The 19,112-nt window shown below is 73.5% G+C and carries 15 protein-coding genes and 1 pseudogene; 10 read left to right on the top strand and 6 right to left on the bottom strand.

Annotated features, from left to right (window positions below; translation table 11 throughout):
- Position 1 precedes the first annotated feature (1 nt).
- The 5 genes from manA to efeB all read left to right on the top strand — a co-directional run bounded on the left by manA (position 2) and on the right by efeB (position 6,608).
- On the top strand, positions 2-1,153 hold the full coding sequence (manA, locus tag A6A27_RS03080; RefSeq protein ID WP_073832814.1) for a mannose-6-phosphate isomerase, class I: 1,152 nt from the start codon (positions 2-4) through the stop codon (positions 1,151-1,153).
- A gap of 300 nt (positions 1,154-1,453) precedes the next feature.
- Positions 1,454-2,953 carry an adenosylhomocysteinase gene (gene ahcY / locus A6A27_RS03075; RefSeq protein ID WP_073832813.1) on the top strand — a complete coding sequence of 500 codons (1,500 nt, stop codon included), beginning with the start codon at positions 1,454-1,456 and terminating at the stop codon, positions 2,951-2,953.
- Positions 2,954-3,245: 292 nt separating this feature from the next.
- A complete protein-coding gene (efeU, locus tag A6A27_RS03070) occupies positions 3,246-4,127 on the top strand; it encodes an iron uptake transporter permease EfeU (protein WP_073832812.1) in 882 nt (293 codons plus the stop codon).
- A 30-nt stretch (positions 4,128-4,157) separates the two neighbouring features.
- A complete protein-coding gene (gene efeO / locus A6A27_RS03065; protein ID WP_073832811.1) occupies positions 4,158-5,291 on the top strand; it encodes an iron uptake system protein EfeO in 1,134 nt (377 codons plus the stop codon).
- Positions 5,292-5,312: 21 nt separating this feature from the next.
- Positions 5,313-6,608 (top strand): iron uptake transporter deferrochelatase/peroxidase subunit, encoded by a 1,296-nt coding sequence (gene efeB / locus A6A27_RS03060; RefSeq protein ID WP_073832810.1) that lies wholly within the window; start codon positions 5,313-5,315, stop codon positions 6,606-6,608.
- A 90-nt stretch (positions 6,609-6,698) separates the two neighbouring features.
- Here the strand turns inward: efeB and A6A27_RS03055 are convergent, their stop codons facing one another.
- A complete protein-coding gene (locus A6A27_RS03055) occupies positions 6,699-7,742 on the bottom strand; it encodes an RDD family protein (RefSeq protein ID WP_241825043.1) in 1,044 nt (347 codons plus the stop codon).
- Between the two features lie 41 nt (positions 7,743-7,783).
- Here A6A27_RS03055 and A6A27_RS03050 point away from each other — a divergent pair, with 41 nt between their 5' ends.
- Complete coding sequence (locus tag A6A27_RS03050; RefSeq protein ID WP_083672385.1) at positions 7,784-8,815, top strand: stage II sporulation protein M; 1,032 nt, start codon at positions 7,784-7,786, stop codon at positions 8,813-8,815.
- 25 nt (positions 8,816-8,840) lie between these two features.
- Here A6A27_RS03050 and A6A27_RS03045 read toward each other — a convergent pair whose 3' ends face one another.
- From A6A27_RS03045 to A6A27_RS03025, 5 genes are read right to left on the bottom strand one after another with little or no spacing between them, the layout of a single operon-like run.
- Entirely contained in the window at positions 8,841-10,151 is a 1,311-nt protein-coding gene (locus tag A6A27_RS03045) for a DUF58 domain-containing protein (protein ID WP_073832809.1), read from the bottom strand.
- Positions 10,148-11,137 carry an AAA family ATPase gene (locus A6A27_RS03040; protein WP_073832808.1) on the bottom strand — a complete coding sequence of 330 codons (990 nt, stop codon included), beginning with the start codon at positions 11,135-11,137 and terminating at the stop codon, positions 10,148-10,150. The genes A6A27_RS03045 and A6A27_RS03040 overlap by 4 nt, the downstream gene beginning before the upstream one ends.
- Positions 11,134-12,426: a DUF4350 domain-containing protein gene (locus tag A6A27_RS03035; protein WP_073832807.1), complete on the bottom strand. Its 1,293-nt coding sequence runs from the start codon at positions 12,424-12,426 to the stop codon at positions 11,134-11,136. Before A6A27_RS03035 ends, A6A27_RS03040 begins: the two co-directional genes overlap by 4 nt.
- The gene (locus A6A27_RS03030) at positions 12,423-13,058 is read right to left on the bottom strand and encodes a DUF4129 domain-containing protein (protein ID WP_073832806.1); all 636 of its coding nucleotides are present in this window, start codon (positions 13,056-13,058) and stop codon (positions 12,423-12,425) included. Before A6A27_RS03030 ends, A6A27_RS03035 begins: the two co-directional genes overlap by 4 nt.
- Positions 13,055-13,900, bottom strand: coding sequence for a hypothetical protein (locus A6A27_RS03025; protein ID WP_073832805.1), 846 nt, complete (start codon positions 13,898-13,900; stop codon positions 13,055-13,057). The genes A6A27_RS03030 and A6A27_RS03025 overlap by 4 nt, the downstream gene beginning before the upstream one ends.
- A gap of 215 nt (positions 13,901-14,115) precedes the next feature.
- Between A6A27_RS03025 and mtrA the strand changes: the two genes are divergently transcribed.
- The 4 genes and pseudogenes from mtrA (at position 14,116) to A6A27_RS03005 (ending at position 18,976) form a co-directional block, all read left to right on the top strand.
- The gene (gene mtrA / locus A6A27_RS03020) at positions 14,116-14,805 is read left to right on the top strand and encodes an MtrAB system response regulator MtrA (RefSeq protein ID WP_073832804.1); all 690 of its coding nucleotides are present in this window, start codon (positions 14,116-14,118) and stop codon (positions 14,803-14,805) included.
- 13 nt (positions 14,806-14,818) lie between these two features.
- Positions 14,819-16,558 (top strand): MtrAB system histidine kinase MtrB, encoded by a 1,740-nt coding sequence (mtrB, locus tag A6A27_RS03015; protein ID WP_143193837.1) that lies wholly within the window; start codon positions 14,819-14,821, stop codon positions 16,556-16,558.
- A 20-nt stretch (positions 16,559-16,578) separates the two neighbouring features.
- Positions 16,579-18,336 carry an LpqB family beta-propeller domain-containing protein gene (locus A6A27_RS03010; protein ID WP_073832902.1) on the top strand — a complete coding sequence of 586 codons (1,758 nt, stop codon included), beginning with the start codon at positions 16,579-16,581 and terminating at the stop codon, positions 18,334-18,336.
- Between the two features lie 9 nt (positions 18,337-18,345).
- Positions 18,346-18,976 (top strand): annotated as a pseudogene (locus A6A27_RS03005) (ComF family protein).
- Positions 18,977-19,112 lie beyond the last annotated feature (136 nt).

The raw sequence follows: 19,112 nt of genomic DNA, 5'->3' as shown, positions 1-19,112 counted from the left end.
CGTGGAGCTGTTGCAGGGCCGGATCCGGGACTACGCCTGGGGCTCGCGCACCGCGATCGCCGAGTTGCAGGGGCGACCGGTGCCGAGCGACGGGCCGGAGGCCGAGCTGTGGCTGGGTGCCCACCCGGGCGCCCCGGCCACGGTGGATCGGGACGGCAGCCCGGTCAGCCTCACCGAGCTGCTGCTGGCCGAGCCGGCGCACTGGCTGGGCGAGCGGGTGGTCGGCCGGTTCGGCACCCGGCTGCCGTTTCTACTGAAGGTGCTGGCCGCGGACGCCCCGCTCAGCCTCCAGGCCCATCCGGACGCCGAGCAGGCCCGGGCCGGGCACGCGGCCGACACCGACCGGGTCAACTACGTCGACCCGTACCACAAACCGGAGCTGCTGGTGGCGCTCTCCGAGTTCGAGGCGCTCTGCGGGTTCCGGGATCCGGCCGAGTCGGCGGCGGCGCTCGCGGCGTTCGGCGTACCGGTGCTGGAGCCGGTGGTGGCGGCGCTGCGCACCGGGCCGGCGGGGCTGCGGGAGGCCGTCCGCCTGCTGCTGAGCTGGCCGGAGGCGGAGCGGGTCGGGCTGGTGGCGGCCGTGCTGACGGCGGACGTCGCCGGGCCGGATGCGGTGCTGGCCCGGAGCCTGGCGGTCGACTACCCGGCCGACCCGGGGGTGCTGGTGGCGCTGCTGCTGCACCACGTCCGGCTGGTCCCGGGCGAGGCGATCTGGATGCCCGCCGGCAACCTGCACGCCTATCTGCGCGGCACCGGCGTGGAGATCATGGCGGCCAGCGACAACGTGCTGCGCGGCGGCCTCACCCCGAAGCGGGTGGACGTGGACGAGTTGCTGCGGGTGCTGCGGTTCGAGGTGCTCGACGAGCCGGTGGTCGCGCCGGTCGCGGTGGCGCCCGGGGTGGTGACCTGGCCGGTCCCGGTCGAGGATTTCGCGCTGCACCGGGTCGAGGTGACGGCCGGCGGCCCGGGGGCGCGGTTGACGCTGCCCGGCCCGCGGGTGGTGCTCTGCCGCGTCGGCAAGCTCGCGGTGGACGACGGGGTCGGCACGGTGGCGCTGGGGCCGGGCCAGGCGGCGGTGGGCACCGCGGCCGGCGGGCCGCTGGTGATCGGCGGCGAGGGCGAGGCGTTCGTCGCCACCTGTGGGCTGCGCTGACCGCAGAGCCGCCCACCTGGGGCGAGTCCGACTTTCCCGAAATAGCTTGACGCGATAGTCGCCCCAGTGTGACCCTATGAGTACGTAGCGTTGTCGCGACGAAAGGTCCGGTGACGCGCGGGGAACCAAACCGGGGGGATGCACGGGGCGGCCGGACCGTGGGCGGAGAGTCCGTTCACGACCGACCGCCCCGTGCGCTGTCGCCGCGCGGATCGGACGTCATCGGACAACCGGGCACGGGTGAAGAAGGCCACGCGCGTAAGGTAAAGCTGCGCAGCACTTCGTTCGACAGGAGCTTCCATGACCAGCACCCTCCCGGCGACCCCCAGCGGCGCGTCGTCCGAGGCCCGGCCGACCACCCTCGCCGAGGGCGACTACAAGGTGGCGGATCTGTCGCTCGCCGCGTTCGGGCGCAAGGAGATCCGGCTCGCCGAGCACGAGATGCCCGGCCTGATGGCGATCCGGCGGGAGTACGCCGACGCCCAGCCGCTCGCCGGCGCGCGTATCACCGGCTCGCTGCACATGACCATCCAGACCGCCGTCCTGATCGAGACCCTGGTGGCGCTCGGCGCGCAGGTCCGCTGGGCGTCCTGCAACATCTTCTCCACTCAGGACCACGCCGCCGCCGCGATCGTCGTCGGCCCGAACGGCGCTCCCGAGGCCCCCGCCGGCGTCCCGGTCTACGCCTGGAAGGGCGAGAGCCTCGAGGAGTACTGGTGGTGCACCGAGCAGGTGCTCACCTGGCCGGACGGGCAGGGTCCCAACATGATCCTGGACGACGGCGGCGACGCCACCCTGCTCGTGCACAAGGGCTTCGAGTTCGAGAAGGCCGGCGTCGTGCCGCCGGTCGAGTCCGCCGACTCCGAGGAGTATGCGGTCATCCTCAAGCTGCTGCACCGCTCGCTCGCCGAGGACGGCCAGCGCTGGACCCGGATCGCCGGCGGCATCAAGGGCGTGACCGAGGAGACCACCACCGGTGTGCACCGGCTCTACGAGATGCACCGCAACGGCAACCTGCTCTTCCCGGCCATCAACGTCAACGACTCGGTGACCAAGAGCAAGTTCGACAACAAGTACGGCTGCCGGCACTCGCTCATCGACGGCATCAACCGGGCCACCGACGTGCTGATCGGCGGCAAGATGGCGGTCGTGCTCGGCTATGGCGACGTGGGCAAGGGCTGCGCCGAGTCGCTGCGCGGCCAGGGTGCCCGGGTCGTGGTGACCGAGGTCGACCCGATCTGCGCGCTCCAGGCGGCGATGGACGGCTACCAGGTCGCCACCCTGGACGACGTGGTCGAGCAGGCTGACATCTTCATCACCGCCACCGGCTGCTTCAGCGTCATCACCAACGAGCACATGGCCCGGATGAAGCACCAGGCGATCGTCGGCAACATCGGCCACTTCGACAACGAGATCGACATGGCCGGCCTGGCGAAGCGTTCGGACGTGACCCGGGAGAACATCAAGCCGCAGGTCGACGTCTGGCGGTTCGAGGACGGCCACGCGATCATCGTGCTCTCCGAGGGTCGCCTGCTGAACCTGGGCAACGCCACCGGGCACCCGAGTTTCGTCATGTCGAACTCGTTCGCCAACCAGACCATCGCCCAGATCGAGCTCTTCACCAAGACCGCCGAATACCCGATCGGCGTGTACGTGCTTCCCAAGCACCTGGACGAGAAGGTCGCCCGGCTGCACCTGGCCGCGCTCGGCGCCAAGCTGACCACCCTCTCCAAGGAGCAGGCCGCCTACCTCGGCGTGCCGCAGGAGGGGCCGTTCAAGCCGGAGCACTACCGCTACTGAGCCACACCCGAAAGGGACCGGGGTCGACCGCCGCGCGGCCGTCCCGGTCCCTTTCGCGTACGCGGACAATCCCGCCGGCCCCGGCGCGCCGCGCCGGCTCCCGGTCGGGAGGGGGTCGGATGGCCCTGGTGACGCTCGCCACCGGCAGGGAAAGCTTGGCTGACCAGCGCTTGTCCGGTTGCCGTCGATCCGGGTGACGTTCTCCTGAACGACTTGACGGCGGCTCGGATCAGGAGGAAGGTATGGCTGCCCTAAGTTAACTGAGGCGTGCCTAACCAATCACGGAGTACCGATGTTCGCCACGTACCTGATCGGCCTGCGGGAAGGCCTGGAGGCGACCCTCGTGGTCAGCATCCTGGTCGCGTTCCTGGTCAAGTCGAACCGCCGCAACCGGCTGCCGCACGTGTGGCTCGGTGTCGGCGCGGCCGTGGCCCTGTCGGTGCTCTTCGGCTGGCTGATCGAGTACACCTCGACCGCGCTGCTGCGGACGTCGGAGTCGCGGGAACTCTTCGACGCGATCACCTCCGTCGCCGCCGTCGTCTTCGTCACCTGGATGATCTTCTGGATGCGCAAGGCCGCCCGGAGCATCGCCGGTGAGCTGCGCGGCAAGCTCACCGAGGCGCTCGCCGTCGGCGCCTTCGCGGTGATGGGCATGGCGTTCCTCGCGGTCATCCGGGAGGGCCTGGAGACCGCACTGATCTTCTACTCCGCCGCGAAGAGCACCGTCGGCGGTGCCGGCCGGGATGCCATGCTCGCGCTGGTCGGGGGCATCGCCACCGCCGTGCTGATCGGCTTCCTGCTCTACCGCAGCGCCCTCAAGCTCAACCTGAGCAAGTTCTTCACCTGGACCGGCGCGCTGCTGATCCTGGTCGCCGCCGGCATCTTCAAGTACGGCGTGCACGACTTCCAGGAAGCCGGCGTGCTGCCCGGCCTCAACAACCACGCCTTCGACATCTCCTCGGTGCTCGACCCGAGCACCTGGTACGCGACCCTGCTCAGCGGCATGTTCAACATCACCGCCGCCCCGAGCGTGCTCGAGATGGTCGCCTGGGTGGCGTACGCGGTGCCGGTGCTCGTCCTCTTCCTGCGCAAGCCGGCCAAGCCGGCCGCCAAGCCGGCCGAGGCGGCGAAGCCCGCCACCGAAGCGTCCGCCAGCCCCGTGCAGCCCGCCTGATCGCCCGTTTCCTGAGGAGACACACCACCGATGCGTACCACTCGATTCGTCGTGCCCGCCGCCGCCGGGGTGCTCGCCGTCGCCGGCCTGGCCGGTTGCAGTGGTGGCGACGACAAGTCGGACGCGAAGTCCGGCGGGCCGATCGCGGTCAAGGCCACCGACAGCGCCTGTGAGGTGGGCGTCACCGAGCTCGAGGCCGGTCAGGTGACCTTCAAGGTGACCAACTCCGGGTCCAAGGTCAACGAGTTCTACGTGTACGCCACCGGTGACCGGGTGATGGGCGAGGTGGAGAACATCGCCCCCGGCCTGAGCCGCGAGCTGCGGGTCGAGCTGCCCGCCGGGACGTACGAGACGGCCTGCAAGCCGGGGATGAGCGGCCGGGGCATCCGGGGCGCGCTGAAGGTCAGCGGCACCGCCGCTTCCGTCGCTCCCGACGCCGCACTGAGCGAGGCCACCGCCAGCTACCAGCGGTACGTCAACAGCCAGACCGCCGCGCTGCTGGCCAAGACCGAGGAGTTCGCGGCCGCGGTCAAGGCCAACGACGTGGCGAAGGCCAAGGCGCTGTACCCGGTGGCGCGCACCTACTTCGAGCGGATCGAGCCGGTCGCGGAGAGCTTCGGCGACCTCGACCCGAAGATCGACGGCCGGGAGGAGGTCATCGAGGAGGGCATGGCGTGGACCGGCTACCACCGGCTCGAGAAGGACCTCTGGACCGGCGGCGACATCAGCAAGGACGGTCCGATCGCCGACCAGCTGGTCACCGACGTCAAGGCCCTGGTGACGAAGGCCAACGCCGAGAAGCTCACCCCGCTCCAGCTCGCCAACGGCGCCAAGGGGCTGCTCGACGAGGTGGCCAGCGGCAAGATCACCGGCGAGGAGGAGCGGTACTCGCACACCGACCTCTGGGACTTCAGCGCCAACCTCGAGGGCTCCAAGGCGGCGATCGCCGCGCTGCGCCCGGCGCTGGAGCAGCGCTCGCCCGACCTGGTCAACCAGCTCGACACCGAGTTCGCCAACGTGGAGTCGACCCTCGGCAAGCACCGCGCCGGTGACGGCTGGAGGTTCCACACCCAGCTCAGCAAGGCCGAGCTGAAGGAACTCTCCGACAGCATCAACGCGCTGGCCGAGCCGGTCAGCAAGGTGGCCGCAGTCGTCGCCCGATGACGACCGGAGGGAGGCGACGGCATGAGCGAGCGTAGCGAGGCCGCGCCCGGGACCACCCTGTCCCGGCGGCGGGCCATCACCCTGGCCGGGGTCGGCGTGGCCGGCGTGGCCGGAGTGGCGGGCGGAGCGGGCGCGCTGCTCGGCGGCGGCGACCACGCGGCGGCCACCGACAAGGCCGCCGGGGCGGTGCCGTTCCACGGCGAGCACCAGGCCGGCATCACCACCCCGGCCCAGGACCGGCTGCACTTCGTCGCGTTCGACGTGATCACCAAGGACCGGGCGAAGCTCGTCGCGCTCCTGCAGGAATGGACCGCCGCCGCGGCCCGGATGACCGCGGGCAAGGACGCCGGCCTGGTCGGTGCGGTCGGTGGCGTCCCGGAGGCTCCGCCGGACGACACCGGCGAGGCGCTCGGCCTGCCCCCGTCGCAGCTCACCCTCACCGTGGGCTTCGGCCCGACGCTGTTCCGCGACGCACAGGGCAAGGACCGGTTCGGCATCGCCGACAAGCGTCCGGCCGCCCTCGCCGATCTGCCGCACTTCGCCGGGGACGCGCTCCGGCCGGAGATCTCCGGCGGGGACATCTGCGTCCAGGCCTGCGCCAGCGACCCGCAGGTGGCGGTGCACGCCATCCGTAACCTGGCCCGGATCGGCATGGGTGTGGTCAGCGTCCGCTGGTCCCAGCTCGGCTTCGGGCGTACCTCGTCGACCTCGCGGGAACAGGCCACCCCGCGCAACCTGTTCGGTTTCAAGGACGGCACCGCCAACCTGAAGGCCGAGGACGCCACCCTGCTCCGGGAGCAGCTCTGGGCGCAGCCCGGCGACGGGCCGGACTGGATGACCGGCGGGTCGTACCTGGTCACCCGCAAGATCCGGATGCTGATCGAGACGTGGGACCGCAGCTCGCTGGCCGAGCAGGAGCAGATCGTCGGCCGGACCAAGGGCAGCGGCGCCCCGCTGGGCCGGGCCGGCGAGTTCGACGAGCCGGACTTCGCCGCCAAGGGCGACGACGGGCAGCCGGTGATCGCCGAGAGCGCGCACGTCCGGCTCGCCCACCCCGCGCTGAACAACGGGGCGCACCTGCTGCGTCGCGGCTACAACTTCGTGGACGGCTCGGACGGTCTGGGCCGGCTCGACGCCGGGCTCTTCTTCATGGCGTACCAGCGGGACCCGCGCCGGCAGTTCGTGCCGATCCAGACCCGGCTCGCCAGGAACGACGCGATGAACGAGTACCTGCGGCACGTCTCTAGCGGGCTCTTCGCCTGCCCGCCCGGCGTCCGCGACGCCGCCGACTGGTGGGGTCGCGCCCTCTTCTCCTGACCGTACCCGGGCCCGGCGCGGCCTGGCCCGACCGGTCGACCGCTGACGCCTCAGCCACCCGTCCGGCGGCGGGGTCGGGCCGGTCAGCCGTCAGCGATCAACGAGATCCGTTCGGGCCGGCCGGGGCCATGTGGGTGAGGGCTCCGCCTCGACCGGGGTGGGCTGTCCGCGTACCGGATCGGGCTGGGTGGGGACGGCGCGTGCCGGCGTGGCGGGCCGTAGCGGGGCCGCGGCCGGCGCTGCGGGCGGCGGGCTTGCGGGTGGTGGCGTGGCTGCGGTCGGTGGGGCCAGCTCCGGCCAGAGGGCGGCGGTGACCATTCGGGTACGCCCCAGCCGGTAGGCGGCGCGCCGGCCACGCTCGGCCAGCACGGCGGCCAGGTACGCCGGCTCGGGCGCGGCCCACGGCAGAGGCGGCGAGGTGACCGCGGCGACCTCGGCCCAGAGCTGCCGGCCCAGCCGGCTGCGGTCCGGCTCGGCGAGCTGATGCACCCGGCCGAGATACTGCCGCACGGCCAGGGCCAACCCGTCGTCCACCCGGGTCAGGTCGAGGCTCCGCGCCCAGGCGAGCAGCGGCGGCACAGCCGGCGGAGTCGGGCGCCAGCTGCCCGCGCCCCGGGTGTGCACCACCAGCGTGCCGGCCACCAGGTCGCCCAGCCGTCGCCCGCGCGGGTCGGTCAGCATCACCGTCACGCTCGCCACCCAGCTCAGCAGCGGCAGCACCAGGCCCGGCCACTCCACCGCGACGCCCACCAGGGCCCGGGTCAGCGACTGGCCGATCCCCACCGGGCCGCCGTCGGCGCGGACCACCCGCAGCCCCACGGCCAGCTTGCCGAGCGTCCGGCCGCCGACGAAGCGTTCCATCAGCACCGGGTAGCCGACCAGCACGACGATCACCAGCACCGTCTGCAACGCGCCGGACAGCGCGGCGTCCACGATGTCCCACGGCAGGCTGAACAGCACCACCGACAGCCCGACGGCCAGCAGCAGCGCCGCCGCCAGCTGGGCCAGCAGGTCGATCAGCAGGGCCAGCACCCGGGAGCCCAGCCGGGCCGCCCGGACGTCCAGCTCCACCGCCTCGCCGCTGACCAGACCGGCGTCGGTCGAGCGCGCCGGGGAGGGAGGTTGCGCTCTCACCCGGACAGTGAACACTATGAGCGCCGGACGGGGGAGGCAGTGTGGATGTCGACGCGTACGTGGCGGCGCACGGCGCCGAGTGGCGGCGGCTGGAGCAGTTGACCGGGCGGCGGCGGCTCGACGCGGCCGAGGTCGACGAGTTGGTCGTGCTCTACCAGCGGGTCGCCACCCACCTGTCCGCGCTGCGCAGCCGCGCACCCGACCCGGTGCTGGTCAACCGCCTATCCCAGCTGGTGCTGGCGGCCCGGGCGCGGATCACCGGCCGGCCCCGGCCGTCCTGGGCGGCGGTCCGCCGCTTCCTCATCGCCGACCTGCCGGCCGCCCTCTACCGGGCCTGGCCCTGGTGGTGCGGGGTGGCGACCGGGTTCAGCGCGCTCAGCTTCTTCCTCATCTGGTTCGTCGCCGGCCACCCGGACACCGCCGCCGCGTTCATCGGCGAGGAGGCCGCCGGGCAGCTGGTCGACTCGGGCTTCGCCGGCTACTACACCGAGTTCGCCGCGCCGACCTTCGCGTTCCATCTCTGGACGCACAACGCCTGGCTCGCCGCGCAGTGCCTCGCCGCCGGGGTGCTGGTGGTGCCGGTGTTCTACCTGCTGTGGCAGAACGCGCTGAACATCGGCGTGGTCGGCGGCGTGATGATCTCGTACGGCCGGGGAGACGTCTTCTTCGGGCTGATCACCCCGCACGGGCTGCTCGAACTGACCGGGATCTTCGTGGCGGCCGGGGTCGGGCTGCGTACCGGCTGGGCGTGGATTGCGCCGCCCGCGCACCAGAGCCGCGGCCGGGCGGTCGCCGAGGCGGGCCGCTCGGCGATCGTGGTGGCCGCCGGGCTGGTCGGGCTCTTCGCGGTATCCGCGCTGCTGGAAGCGTTCGTGACCCCGGCGCCGCTGCCGGTCGCCGTCCGGGTGGCCGTCGGCGCCACCGTCTGGCTGGCCTTCCTGGCGTACGCCCTGCTGCTCGGCCGCCACGCCGCCACTCGCCGGGCACCCCGCGTCCCCGGCGGCGCTGCCCCGATGGCCCGGCTTTCCGACAATGAGTGGCTATCCGGCGCGGAAAAGCCGCGCGTTTCGTGAAGCTGGCCGGGCCTTGAGCGGACGGTCAGAGTTGGCCGAGGGATTTGAGGCGGAGGTAGGTGTCGGCGACCGTCGGGGCGAGCCGGTCGGCGGGAGCGTCCACCACGGTCACCCCGTGCCGGCCCAGGGCGGCCCGTACCCGGTCCCGTTCGGCCAGCGCCCGCCAGGCCGCCGCCGCCGCGTACGCGTCGTCCGGGCCGGTCGGCGGGGCGACGGTGAGCCCGGTCAGCACCGGGTCGTGGGTCGCCGCGATCACCACCCGGTGCCGGGCGGCCAGCCGGGGCAGCACCGGCAGCAGCCCTTCGCCGAGCGCGCCCGCCTCCAGCGCGGTGAAGAGCACCACCAGGCTGCGTTGCCGATCCCGGCGCAGCACCTCACCGGCGATCAGTTCGAAGTCGGTCTCCACCAGCGCCGGCTGGAGCGGGGCGACCGCGTCCACCAGGCGGGCGAGCAGCGCGGTCCGGCCGCTGCCGGTGACCGTGGCGCGGACGGAGGCGTCGGCGGCGAGCAGGTCGACCCGGTCGCCGGCCCGGGCGGCCAGCGCGGTGAGCAGCAGCGCCGCGTCGATCGCGGTGTCCAGCCGGGGCTCGTCGCCGATGCGTACCGCCGAGGTGCGGCCGGTGTCCAGGACGCAGACCAGCCGACGGTCCCGCTCCGGCCGCCAGGTACGCACCAGCACGTCGGAGCGGCGCGCGCTGGCCCGCCAGTCGATCGAGCGCACGTCGTCGCCGACGACGTATTCGCGCAGGGTGTCGAACTCGGTGCCGTGGCCGCGTCCCCGGGTCACCTGGATGCCGTCGATGACCCGCAGCTTTGCCAGTTTTTCGGGCAGGTGCCGCCGGGAGTCGAAGCGGGGCAGCACGCGTAGCGTCCACGGTGGTGTGGCCGGGTGGCCGGCGCGCTGCCGGAACGCCAGCCGCAGCGGCCCGAGCGAGCGTACGGTCAGCGCCACGGCGGGCCGGTCGCCGCGCCGGGCCGGGGTGAGGCGGACGGGCAGCGCGATCGTCCCGCCCGGCTCGACGGCCAGCACCCGTCCCGGCGGTACGTCCGGCCGGGCTCCCGCGGCGGGCAGCCAGGCGTCGCGCACCTGGGCACGCAGCGGACGGTCGGCGGTGTTGGCCAGGTGCAGGGTGACCGTAGCGGTGCCGCCCAGCCGGATCGCCCGGTCCCCGGTGCGGGTGGCGGTGAGCGCGTGCAGCGGCACCGCGAGGGCCCAGTCGATTGCGACGAGCAGCAGCACGGCACCGGTCATCACGGCGACGCCGAGGAACGGTGCCGGCCAGGCCGGCAGGGTCGCCGCGCCGATGGCGAGCAGCAGCCCCGCTCGCCAGGTCATCGTGGGGTCGGCACGGTGGCCAGCACCGTGTCCAGCACCGCGTCGACAGTCACGCCCTCCAACTCCACCTCGGGGCGCAGCCGGAGCCGGTGCCGCAGGGTCGGCCGGGCCACCGCCTTCACGTCGTCCGGGGTGACGTGGTCGCGTCCGGCCAGCCAGGACCACGCCTTGGCGGTGTTGAGCAGCGCGGTGGCGCCCCGGGGTGAGGCACCCAGCTCCAGCGCCGGGGTGGCCCGGGTGGCCCGGCACAGGTCCACGAGGTACCCGAAGAGCGGCTCGGCCACGTGTACGCGACCGACCGCCTCCCGGGCGGCGGCCAGGTCGGCCGCGGTGGCCACCGGGCGTACGCCGGCCGCGGCCAGGTCGCGCGGGTCGAAGCCGGCGTGGTGCGCGCGGAGCACGCCCAGTTCCTCGTCGCGACTGGGCAGCGGCACGGTCAGCTTGAGCAGGAACCGGTCGAGCTGCGCCTCGGGCAGCGGGTAAGTGCCCTCGTACTCGACGGGGTTCTGGGTGGCGGCGACGATGAACGGGTCGGGCAGCGCCCGCCGCTCGCCCTCGACGGAGACCTGCCGTTCCTCCATCACCTCCAGCAGTGCCGACTGGGTCTTCGGCGGCGTCCGGTTGATCTCGTCGCTGAGGAGCAGGTTGGTGAAGACCGGCCCCTCCCGGAAGGTGAACGCGGCGGTGTGCGGGTCGAAGATCAGCGACCCGGTGACGTCGCCGGGCATCAGGTCCGGGGTGAACTGCACCCGCTTGGAGTCCAGGTCGAGGGCGGTGGCCACGGTCCGGATCAGCAGGGTCTTGGCCACCCCGGGTACGCCCTCCAGCAGCACGTGCCCCCGGCAGAGCAGCGCGATCACCAGCCCGGTGACCACCGCGTCCTGGCCGACGACGGCCTTGGCCACCTCGGCCCGCAGCCGGTGCAGGGCGGCCCGGGCGTCGGGCTGCGGGGCGGCCGGTGCGGCGGCGATGACGGGTCCGGTCACCGGGGGTCTCCTTCGGTCGGGTGGGCGACGGTACGGGTCAGGGTGTCCAGGTCGCGGGCCAGGTCCAGCAGTTCCTGGTCGGTGGTCGGCTCGGCGCCGTGCAGCAGCTCCGCCACCCGCTCGGGATCGGCCCCGGCGTACGCGGCGACCCGGGCGGCCACCTCGGCCGGTGGCGTGTCGGGCGGCAGGTTGAGCCGGGGCAGCAGCCGGTCCAGTGCGGCGGCGCGCAGGGTCTCGGCGGCCGGGCCCCGGGCGCCGGCCCGGCGGTAGAGCCGGGCCCGGCCGAGCACCGTCTCGGCGGAGTGGACGGTCACTGGCAGTGGCTCGGGCACGGGCGGGCCGAGCCGTCGGGCGCGCCAGAGCACCACCAGCAACCCGGCCAGCGAGAGCTGCAGCAGCAGTGCCCAGAACCAGGCCGGGAAGGCGTCCCAGAGTGGGTTCTGCCGCGCCGGTGGGCGGTCCGCGCGGTCGTCGTTGAAGTCCCCGCGGCGGGGTGGGGCGGGGTCGCCGGCGGTGGGGCTCGGCGACCAGCCGGATCCGCTGGGCGCGGGCGCCGGGCCGGGCAGGTCGAGCCAGACCAGCGGTCGGGGGCCGCCGAGCAGGCCGGTGGTGAGAGCCTGGTTGCCCCACTCGTCGATGCGGTTGTTGCGGAACGGGTCGCTGGCCCCGATCACCACCACCTCGGTACGCCCCGGCACCCGGACCAGGCCGCCGGAGTAGCAGCGGTCGACCGGCGCGGCGCTGCGGGCGGCGTACCGCTGGCGGTCGGCGGCGGCTGTGCCGGCGCGGGCGGCCTCGGCCAGCCGGCAGGGGTGGCCGTCGGCGTCCGGGGAGGTGGCCCGGGTGGCCCAGCGGCCGTCGGTGGGCCGCAGCGGCAGGTCCAGCTGTTCCAGCATCCGGCGGGGCGGGTCGACCAGCACCAGCCGGCTGCCGGTGGGCAGGTCGGCCAGGGCGGCGACGGTGGCCGGGTGCACCAGTTCCGGGGCCGGTACGAAGAGCGTGGCCGGGCCCGGCCCGGCGGCCAGCAGCGCCTGGCTGGTGTCGGTCTCCCGGCGTACGGTCACGCCCTGCTCGCGCAGCGCCTCGGCCAGCCGGCTGCCGCCGTCGTCGCCGGTGGTGACCGGGGAGAGGAAACCCTGGTCGGTCGGGTCGGGCTGGTCGACGGCGTGGAACACCAGGGTGGCCACGATCAGCAGCACCGCCAGCCCGAGCGGGATCAGTAGCCGGTGCCGGGGGCGTCGGGGGCGCGGCGGGGCGACCGGGTGGGTCGGGTCGAGGGTGGTGGTCATCGGGGCTCACCGTCCCGGGCCAGCTCGCGGTGCAGGTCGGTGGCGAGGTCGCGCATCCGGCGGTCGTGCTCAGGCGTGGCCGGGCGTTGCGCGTACCAGAGGTCGGAGAAGATCGCGCCGGCGGCGTGCAGCGTGGGCTGCACCCCGGGCCGGACGTGGGCGGCAGCCGTGCTCAGCTCGGTGACGGTCATCCCGGGGCGCGGTTCCACGACCCGCCGGTCGACCAGTGCGCGGACCATGTCGCGCAGCCGCTCCCGGACGGCTTCGGCGTAGCGGCCCTCGGCGGCGAGCCGGTCGGCGAGGCTGGCGAGACCGGGTGCCGTCGGCTCGGGCGACCGGGGCGCGGGCACCGGGACGGCCGGGTCCGCCGGTCGGGCCGCCCGCCGCCGGCGCGGCAGCCGGAGCCGGGGCAGCCGCAATCTGGGTAGTCGCAGCCTCGGTCGGCGTAGCCGGGGGATCCGCAACCGCGGCCGGCGCAGTCGCGGCCGGGGAAGCCGGCGTGGCACCCAGGCCGGGAAGAAATACCAGGCCAGGGCGGCCAGCAGCGCGGCGAGCAGCAGGAGCAGGGCGACCAGCGGCAGCGGTATGACGTCCCCGAGCGCGGCGACCGTCTCGGTCCACCACCGGCTCACCGCTGGACCGCCAGCAGGACGGGTTCCGGGGTGTCGGTCGGGGCGCGGGAGAGGCGGATGTCCAGGCCCTCGGTGCGCATCCGGGTCTCCAGGTGCAGGACCGCGTCGAGGCAGGCGAGTGCGGGGTACGCGAGCGCGTTGACGGCGACCCAGGCGGCCGTGGCGACCGGCAGCGCGTACGCGTCGAGGTCGAACAGGCCCAGCAGCCCGAGGCCGTGGTAGACGCCGAGGCCGATGCCGAGCCGGATCAGCCACCAGCCCAGGTAGCCGAGGAGTCGGATGCCGGCGGCGCGCCCGCCGGCGCGGAACGCGAGCGCGAGCGCCCGTCCCGGCGCCCGGTAGGCGGGCAGCCGGTCCACCACCAGCGCCGGGACGACCGCGCCGAGCAGCCCGTACGCGACGAACCAGGCCGGCCCGGTCAGCCCGGCGAGGCTGACGGCGAGGCCGACCCCCGCGGCGGCGGGCAGGGTGGCGCCCCACCGGGCGCCGCCGGGGCGCAGCAGTTCCCGCGGCCCGGCCTGGCGGCCGAGCAGCGCGGCCCCGGCGCCCCGGGCGGCCGGGTTGCCGAGCAGCGCGATGATCAGCGCCTCGGTCCCGGCGCCGAGCGCGAGCAGCAGCCAGAACCAGCCGAGCCGGTCGGGATCGAGCCAGTACGCCGGCGGGCGCGCGTCGGCCAGCACCCGCAGTGGGTGCAGCAGTGCCTGCTCGGCGAGGGCCAGCAGGACGGCGAGCGGGACCAGCAGCCGGGCCTGGCCGCGCAGCAGCAGGACGGCCGAGTCCAGTAGTTCACCCACCGTCAGCGGGCGGCGTGGGAGCACCGCGGTCGGGCCGACGTCGGGCACGCGTACTCCTGGCGGACGGGCGACGGGTGGCGGGCGGCGACACGCCCGAGGGATCATGGTTGCACGGCAGGTCCGATTCCGGTGGACCCGTCCACTGCGGGCGCGCCACGCTGGGCATCCGCGCGGTCAGCGGTGGTGTCGGGCCGTTTCCGGCAGTACCGTGCCGTGATAACGCCGAACCCTCCTAACCGAACGGGGATGGAACGATAAACCCCATGAGAGCCCGGGTACTGGTGGTCGACGACGACCCCGCGCTCGCCGAGATGCTCGGCATCGTCCTGCGCAGCGAGGGTTTCGTGCCCTCCTTCGTCGCGGACGGGGAACGGGCATTGGCCGCATTCCGCGACAGTCGACCCGATATCGTCCTGCTCGACCTGATGCTGCCCGGTATGAGCGGTATCGACGTGGCCCGGGCGATCCGGGCCGAGTCGGGCGTGCCGATCGTCATGCTGACCGCCAAGAGCGACACCGTGGACGTGGTGCTCGGGCTGGAGTCCGGGGCCGACGACTACGTGGTCAAGCCGTTCAAGCCCAAGGAGCTGGTGGCCCGGATGCGGGCCCGGCTGCGCCGGGGTGAGGACGTCGCACCCGAGCTGCTCACCATCGGCCCGCCCGGCAACCAGATCACCATCGACGTGCCGGCGCACACGGTCACCCGGGACGGCGAGGAGGTGAAGCTGACGCCGCTGGAGTTCGACCTGCTGGTCGCGCTCGCCCGCAAACCGCGTCAGGTCTTCACCCGCGAGGTGCTGCTGGAGCAGGTCTGGGGCTACCGGCACGCCGCCGACACCCGCCTGGTCAACGTGCACGTCCAGCGGCTGCGGGCCAAGATCGAGCCGGATCCGGAGCGGCCGGAAATCATCCTCACAGTGCGGGGCGTGGGCTACAAGGCGGGTACCGGATAGCCTGGTCATCACTGTGGTGACCGCCCTGCCCCCCGACTCGCCGACCGTCGCGTCCCGCCGGCTCCACGCCGCGCGGGCGCTCTGGCGTGTCCTCGCCGCCCGGGCGGGCCGGCTGGCCGCCAGCGCCCACCAGACCTGGCGGCGGTCGTTGCAGCTGCGCGTGGTGACCATCACCCTGGTCGCCTCCAGCCTGCTGGTCGGCGGGTTCGCCTACCTGATCGCCGACAAGATCACCAGCATCCTGCTGGAGAGCGCACAGACCGACGTCGAGCTGCGACTGCAACACGGCAGCGACTACGCGGGCAAGCAGTTCCGGACCTTCAACCAGCCGCAGGAGGCCCAGTTCCAGGACACCCTCGACGGCACGGTCAACTACCTTGCCGGGGGTGACCCGACGCAGACCAACGGCGTGGTGGTGGTCATCACCGGGGCGGGCATCATCGCCCGGACGTCCCCGGCAACCGACATCGGCCCCCTCATCAGCCCGCAGTTGCGGACCTCCGTCGCCGCCGGCAACGTCGCCCACCAGATCGACACCGGGACGCTCGGCGGCCGGCGCACCAAATACCTCGTGTACGGCTCGCCGGTGCCGACCAACTTCGGGCAGGTGGAGCTCTACTACGTCGTACCGCTGGACCGGCAGGACGCCGCGGCCCGAGACGCCCGGGCCACCGTGGTCGCCACGGGCGTGGCGCTGGTGCTCCTGCTCGGCCTGCTCGCCGCCCTGGTCACCCGGCTCGTGGTGACCCCGGTACGGGTGGCCGCCCGGACCGCCCAGCGGCTCTCCGCCGGCCTGCTCGACCAGCGCATGGTGGTCAACGGCGAGGACGACCTGGCCCTGCTCGCCGCCTCGTTCAACCAGATGGCGACGAACCTCCAGCGGCAGATCCTCCGGCTGGAGGAGATGTCCCGGTTGCAGCGCCGCTTCACCTCGGACGTCTCACACGAGCTGCGTACGCCGCTGACCACGGTCCGGATGGCCGCCGACCTGATCTTCGCCGAGCGGGACGGGTTCGACCCGGCCGTGGCCCGCAGCGCCGAGCTGCTCCAGGCCGAGCTGGACCGGTTCGAGGAACTGCTCACCGACCTGCTGGAGATCAGCCGCTTCGACGCCGGCTTCGCCATGCTGGACGCCGAGCCGACCGACCTGGTGCCGGTGGTGCACCGGGTGACCGAGCGGCTGGCCGGGCTGGCCGAGCGGGTCGGGGTGACCATCGAGCTGGACCTGCCGGACCCGCCGGTGATCGCCGAGGTGGACCCGCGCCGGGTCGAACGGGTGCTGCGCAACCTGGTCGGCAACGCGGTCGAGCACGGCGAGGCCAAACCGGTCCTGATCACGCTCGGCGTGGACCAGAGCGCGGTGGCGATCACGGTGCGGGACCACGGCGTGGGGCTCAAGCCGGGCGAGGAGAAGCTGGTCTTCAACCGCTTCTGGCGGGCCGACCCGTCCCGGGCCCGGCAGACCGGCGGCACCGGCCTCGGCCTGTCCATCAGCCTGGAGGACGCCCGGCTGCACGGCGGGTGGCTGGAGGCGTGGGGCGCGCCCGGTAAGGGTGCCCAGTTCCGGCTGACGCTGCCCGCCCGCGCCGGCGACCGGCTGACCACCTCCCCGCTGCGGCTGGTGCCGGCCGACGCCCCGCTGCCGTTCGGTGGCCCCCGCGACGGCGGCCTGCTGGCCATCGGCCCAGGCAGCGACGGGGCGCTGGCGATCGGGCCGGCCGAGAGCGGTGACCGGGCCCAGGTGACCTCGTGAGGCGGCGGCTGCTGCTGACCATGCTGCTGGCCGGCATGCTGCTGCCCGCCGGGCTGGTCGGCTGCGGCATACCGGACCGGACCGAGGTCCTGGTCGACGGCCGGGGCCCGGCGGCCGGGGCCGGCTCGGTCAACGGCAGCGGCAGCCAACCGCCCACCCGCAGCACGACCACCGACGCCAGGGAATACATCAACGACTACCTCGCCGCCGCCGCAGGGGAACGGGACGGGGCGTACGACCGGGTCAAGAAGTTCATCGCGCCCGAGGCACAGCGCCAGCTGAAGAAGAAGCAGCCGGGCGGCGATATCGAGCTGACGGTGGTCCGGCCCCTGCAACCCCTGGACACCAGGGTGCTGGCCGAGGGCATCACACGGGTCACGGTGCGGGTGCAGCAGGTCGGCGTGCTGCGGGCCGACGGCACGCTCGCGGCCCCTGTCGCCGGGGACACCCAGTACGAGTTCAAGCTAGGCCCAGCGGAGCCGGCCGACCAGGGGCTGTGGATCACCGAGCTGCCGGACGTACTGCTGCTCAGCGACACCGCCCTGGGGCGCTACTACAGCACGCACACCATCTACTTCTGGAACACCGACCAGAGCCGGTTGGTGCCCGACTGGCGGTACCTGCCCTCGACGTTGCCGGACGAGCGGCGGGTCACCGAGGTCGTGAAGTGGCTGACCAGCGGCCCGTCCGAATGGCTCGCCCCGGGGGTGAACAAGGTTCCCCCCGGCACCGCCCCAATCAACAACGCCACCGGGTCCGACGGGCGCTGGGAGGTCAACCTGACCATGCCGGCCGCGAACGACGACCGGCTGTCCCGCCTGGCCATCCAGCTCGCCTGGTCGCTGCCAGTGACCGGCCAGCTCGACCTGAAGATCCAGAATCAGAAGCGGCGCACGGTCGACCTGAGGCAGGAGCGGGCGGCGAATCCCGTCTATCCGCCCCTGCGGGCCCCGGAGCGGTTCTGTGTCTACGATGCGGCGATCCATCCGCTCGCCATCGGCAACGAGCCCGTCGGCTCGGTGCCGGTGGCGCCCGCCGCGAACCGGAACGTGGTGTCGGCGGGGCTCAGCCGCGCCGGTGACAAGGTGCTGGCGGCGCTGGTGGTGACCCGGCCGGACCGGAAGCAGCTGCTCATGGTCGGTGCCGGCCCTGCCCCGGTGGCCGAGTTCCACAGCAGCGAGAAGCCGTTCCGGTCGATCGGCCGCCCGATCTGGCTGCGCTCCCTCGACGCGGACCATCCGTTCGGCCTGGTGGTGGCCGACGGCAAGCTCTACCGGTTCGACAGCGGCGCCGGGATGAGTGAAATCCTCGTTCCCGGCCCGGTCACGGCGGTGGCCGCGTCGCTCGACGGTCACCGGATCGCACTGATCATCAATGGCGCGCTCTACGTCGTGCCGGTGAGCGTCGATGGCGGCCTGGTCAGCGTGGGTCAGCCCCGCCAACTGGTCACCCGGCTCACCAACATCACCGCCGTCGACTGGTACGCGGAGAACCAGCTGGTCTTCGCCGGCAGCGACGGGCGCCAGCCGGCGATTTACCAGACCACGGTCGACGGGGCCGTGGAGTACGCGCTCAAGCGGGACACCGGCGCGCCGGTGTCCCACCTCGCCGCCTTCCCGGGCGGCGCGGTCGGTCCGCTGCCGGCCATGTCCTTCATGTACCAGGCCACCCTGGCCTACCGGAACAACCCGTTCGAAAAGATCGAGCGGGAGCAGGTGCGGGACGTGGCGGCCAACGCCAAGGCGTCGGATCCGACCGCCCCCTTCTTCCTCTACTGAGAGGTGCCGGTGCGGGACCTGGGCGGGCTCAGGGCGGACCTGACCGACCTGGTGCGGCCGGCCGCATGCGCCGGTTGCGGCGAGCGGATCCCCGGCCTGCGGCAGGGCTTCTGCCCCCGCTGCGTCGGCGAGTTGACGGCGCTGCGCCCGGCACCGGCCCGTCCCGACCCGACCCGACCTGCCCCCGTGTGTCGCCCTGGGTCCGTACGCGGGCGCGCTGCTCGCCGAGGTGGTGGCCGCGGCGGTGGGCACCGCCGGGCCGGTGACCCTGGTGCCGGTTCCGGACACCGCGCGGGCGGCCCGGGCCCGCTACGGCGACCACCTGGACCGGTTAGCCCGCCACGCGGCGGCTCGGCTGCGTGCCGCCGGCTGGCCGGTGCGTGTGCTCCGGCCGGTGCGGGCGCTGCCGCGGCCGGACTCGGTCGCCCTGGACAGCGCCGGACGGGCCGCCGCGGCCGAGGCGGCGTTCCGGCTGCGCCGGGCCGACGGGGTCCGGGTCGACGGTCCGGTGGTGCTGCTCGACGACATCGTCACCACCGGGTCCACGTTGGCGGCGGTGAGCCGGATCTTGCACAGGGCGGGAATGACGCCAAAGGCGGCCGCGGTGCTCGCCGCAACGCAAAAGCGACGCCTCGGGTGACGCTTCGTGTTTCCTTTTCACCCCTTGGTGTATGAGCTGTGAGAATTCCCAGGCAGGTTTTGACAACGAGGGGTGACTGCCACGCGAACACGGGTTAGCGTTTTCGTGTCGGGGGTAGGAGGTCTTCCCATCCGCC

The organism is Micromonospora sp. CB01531 (assembly GCF_001905095.1).
Classification (GTDB): Bacteria; Actinomycetota; Actinomycetes; order Mycobacteriales; family Micromonosporaceae; genus Micromonospora.
The sequence above is the reverse complement of the archived record's forward strand: the minus strand, read 5'-3'. Positions and strand labels throughout refer to the sequence as shown.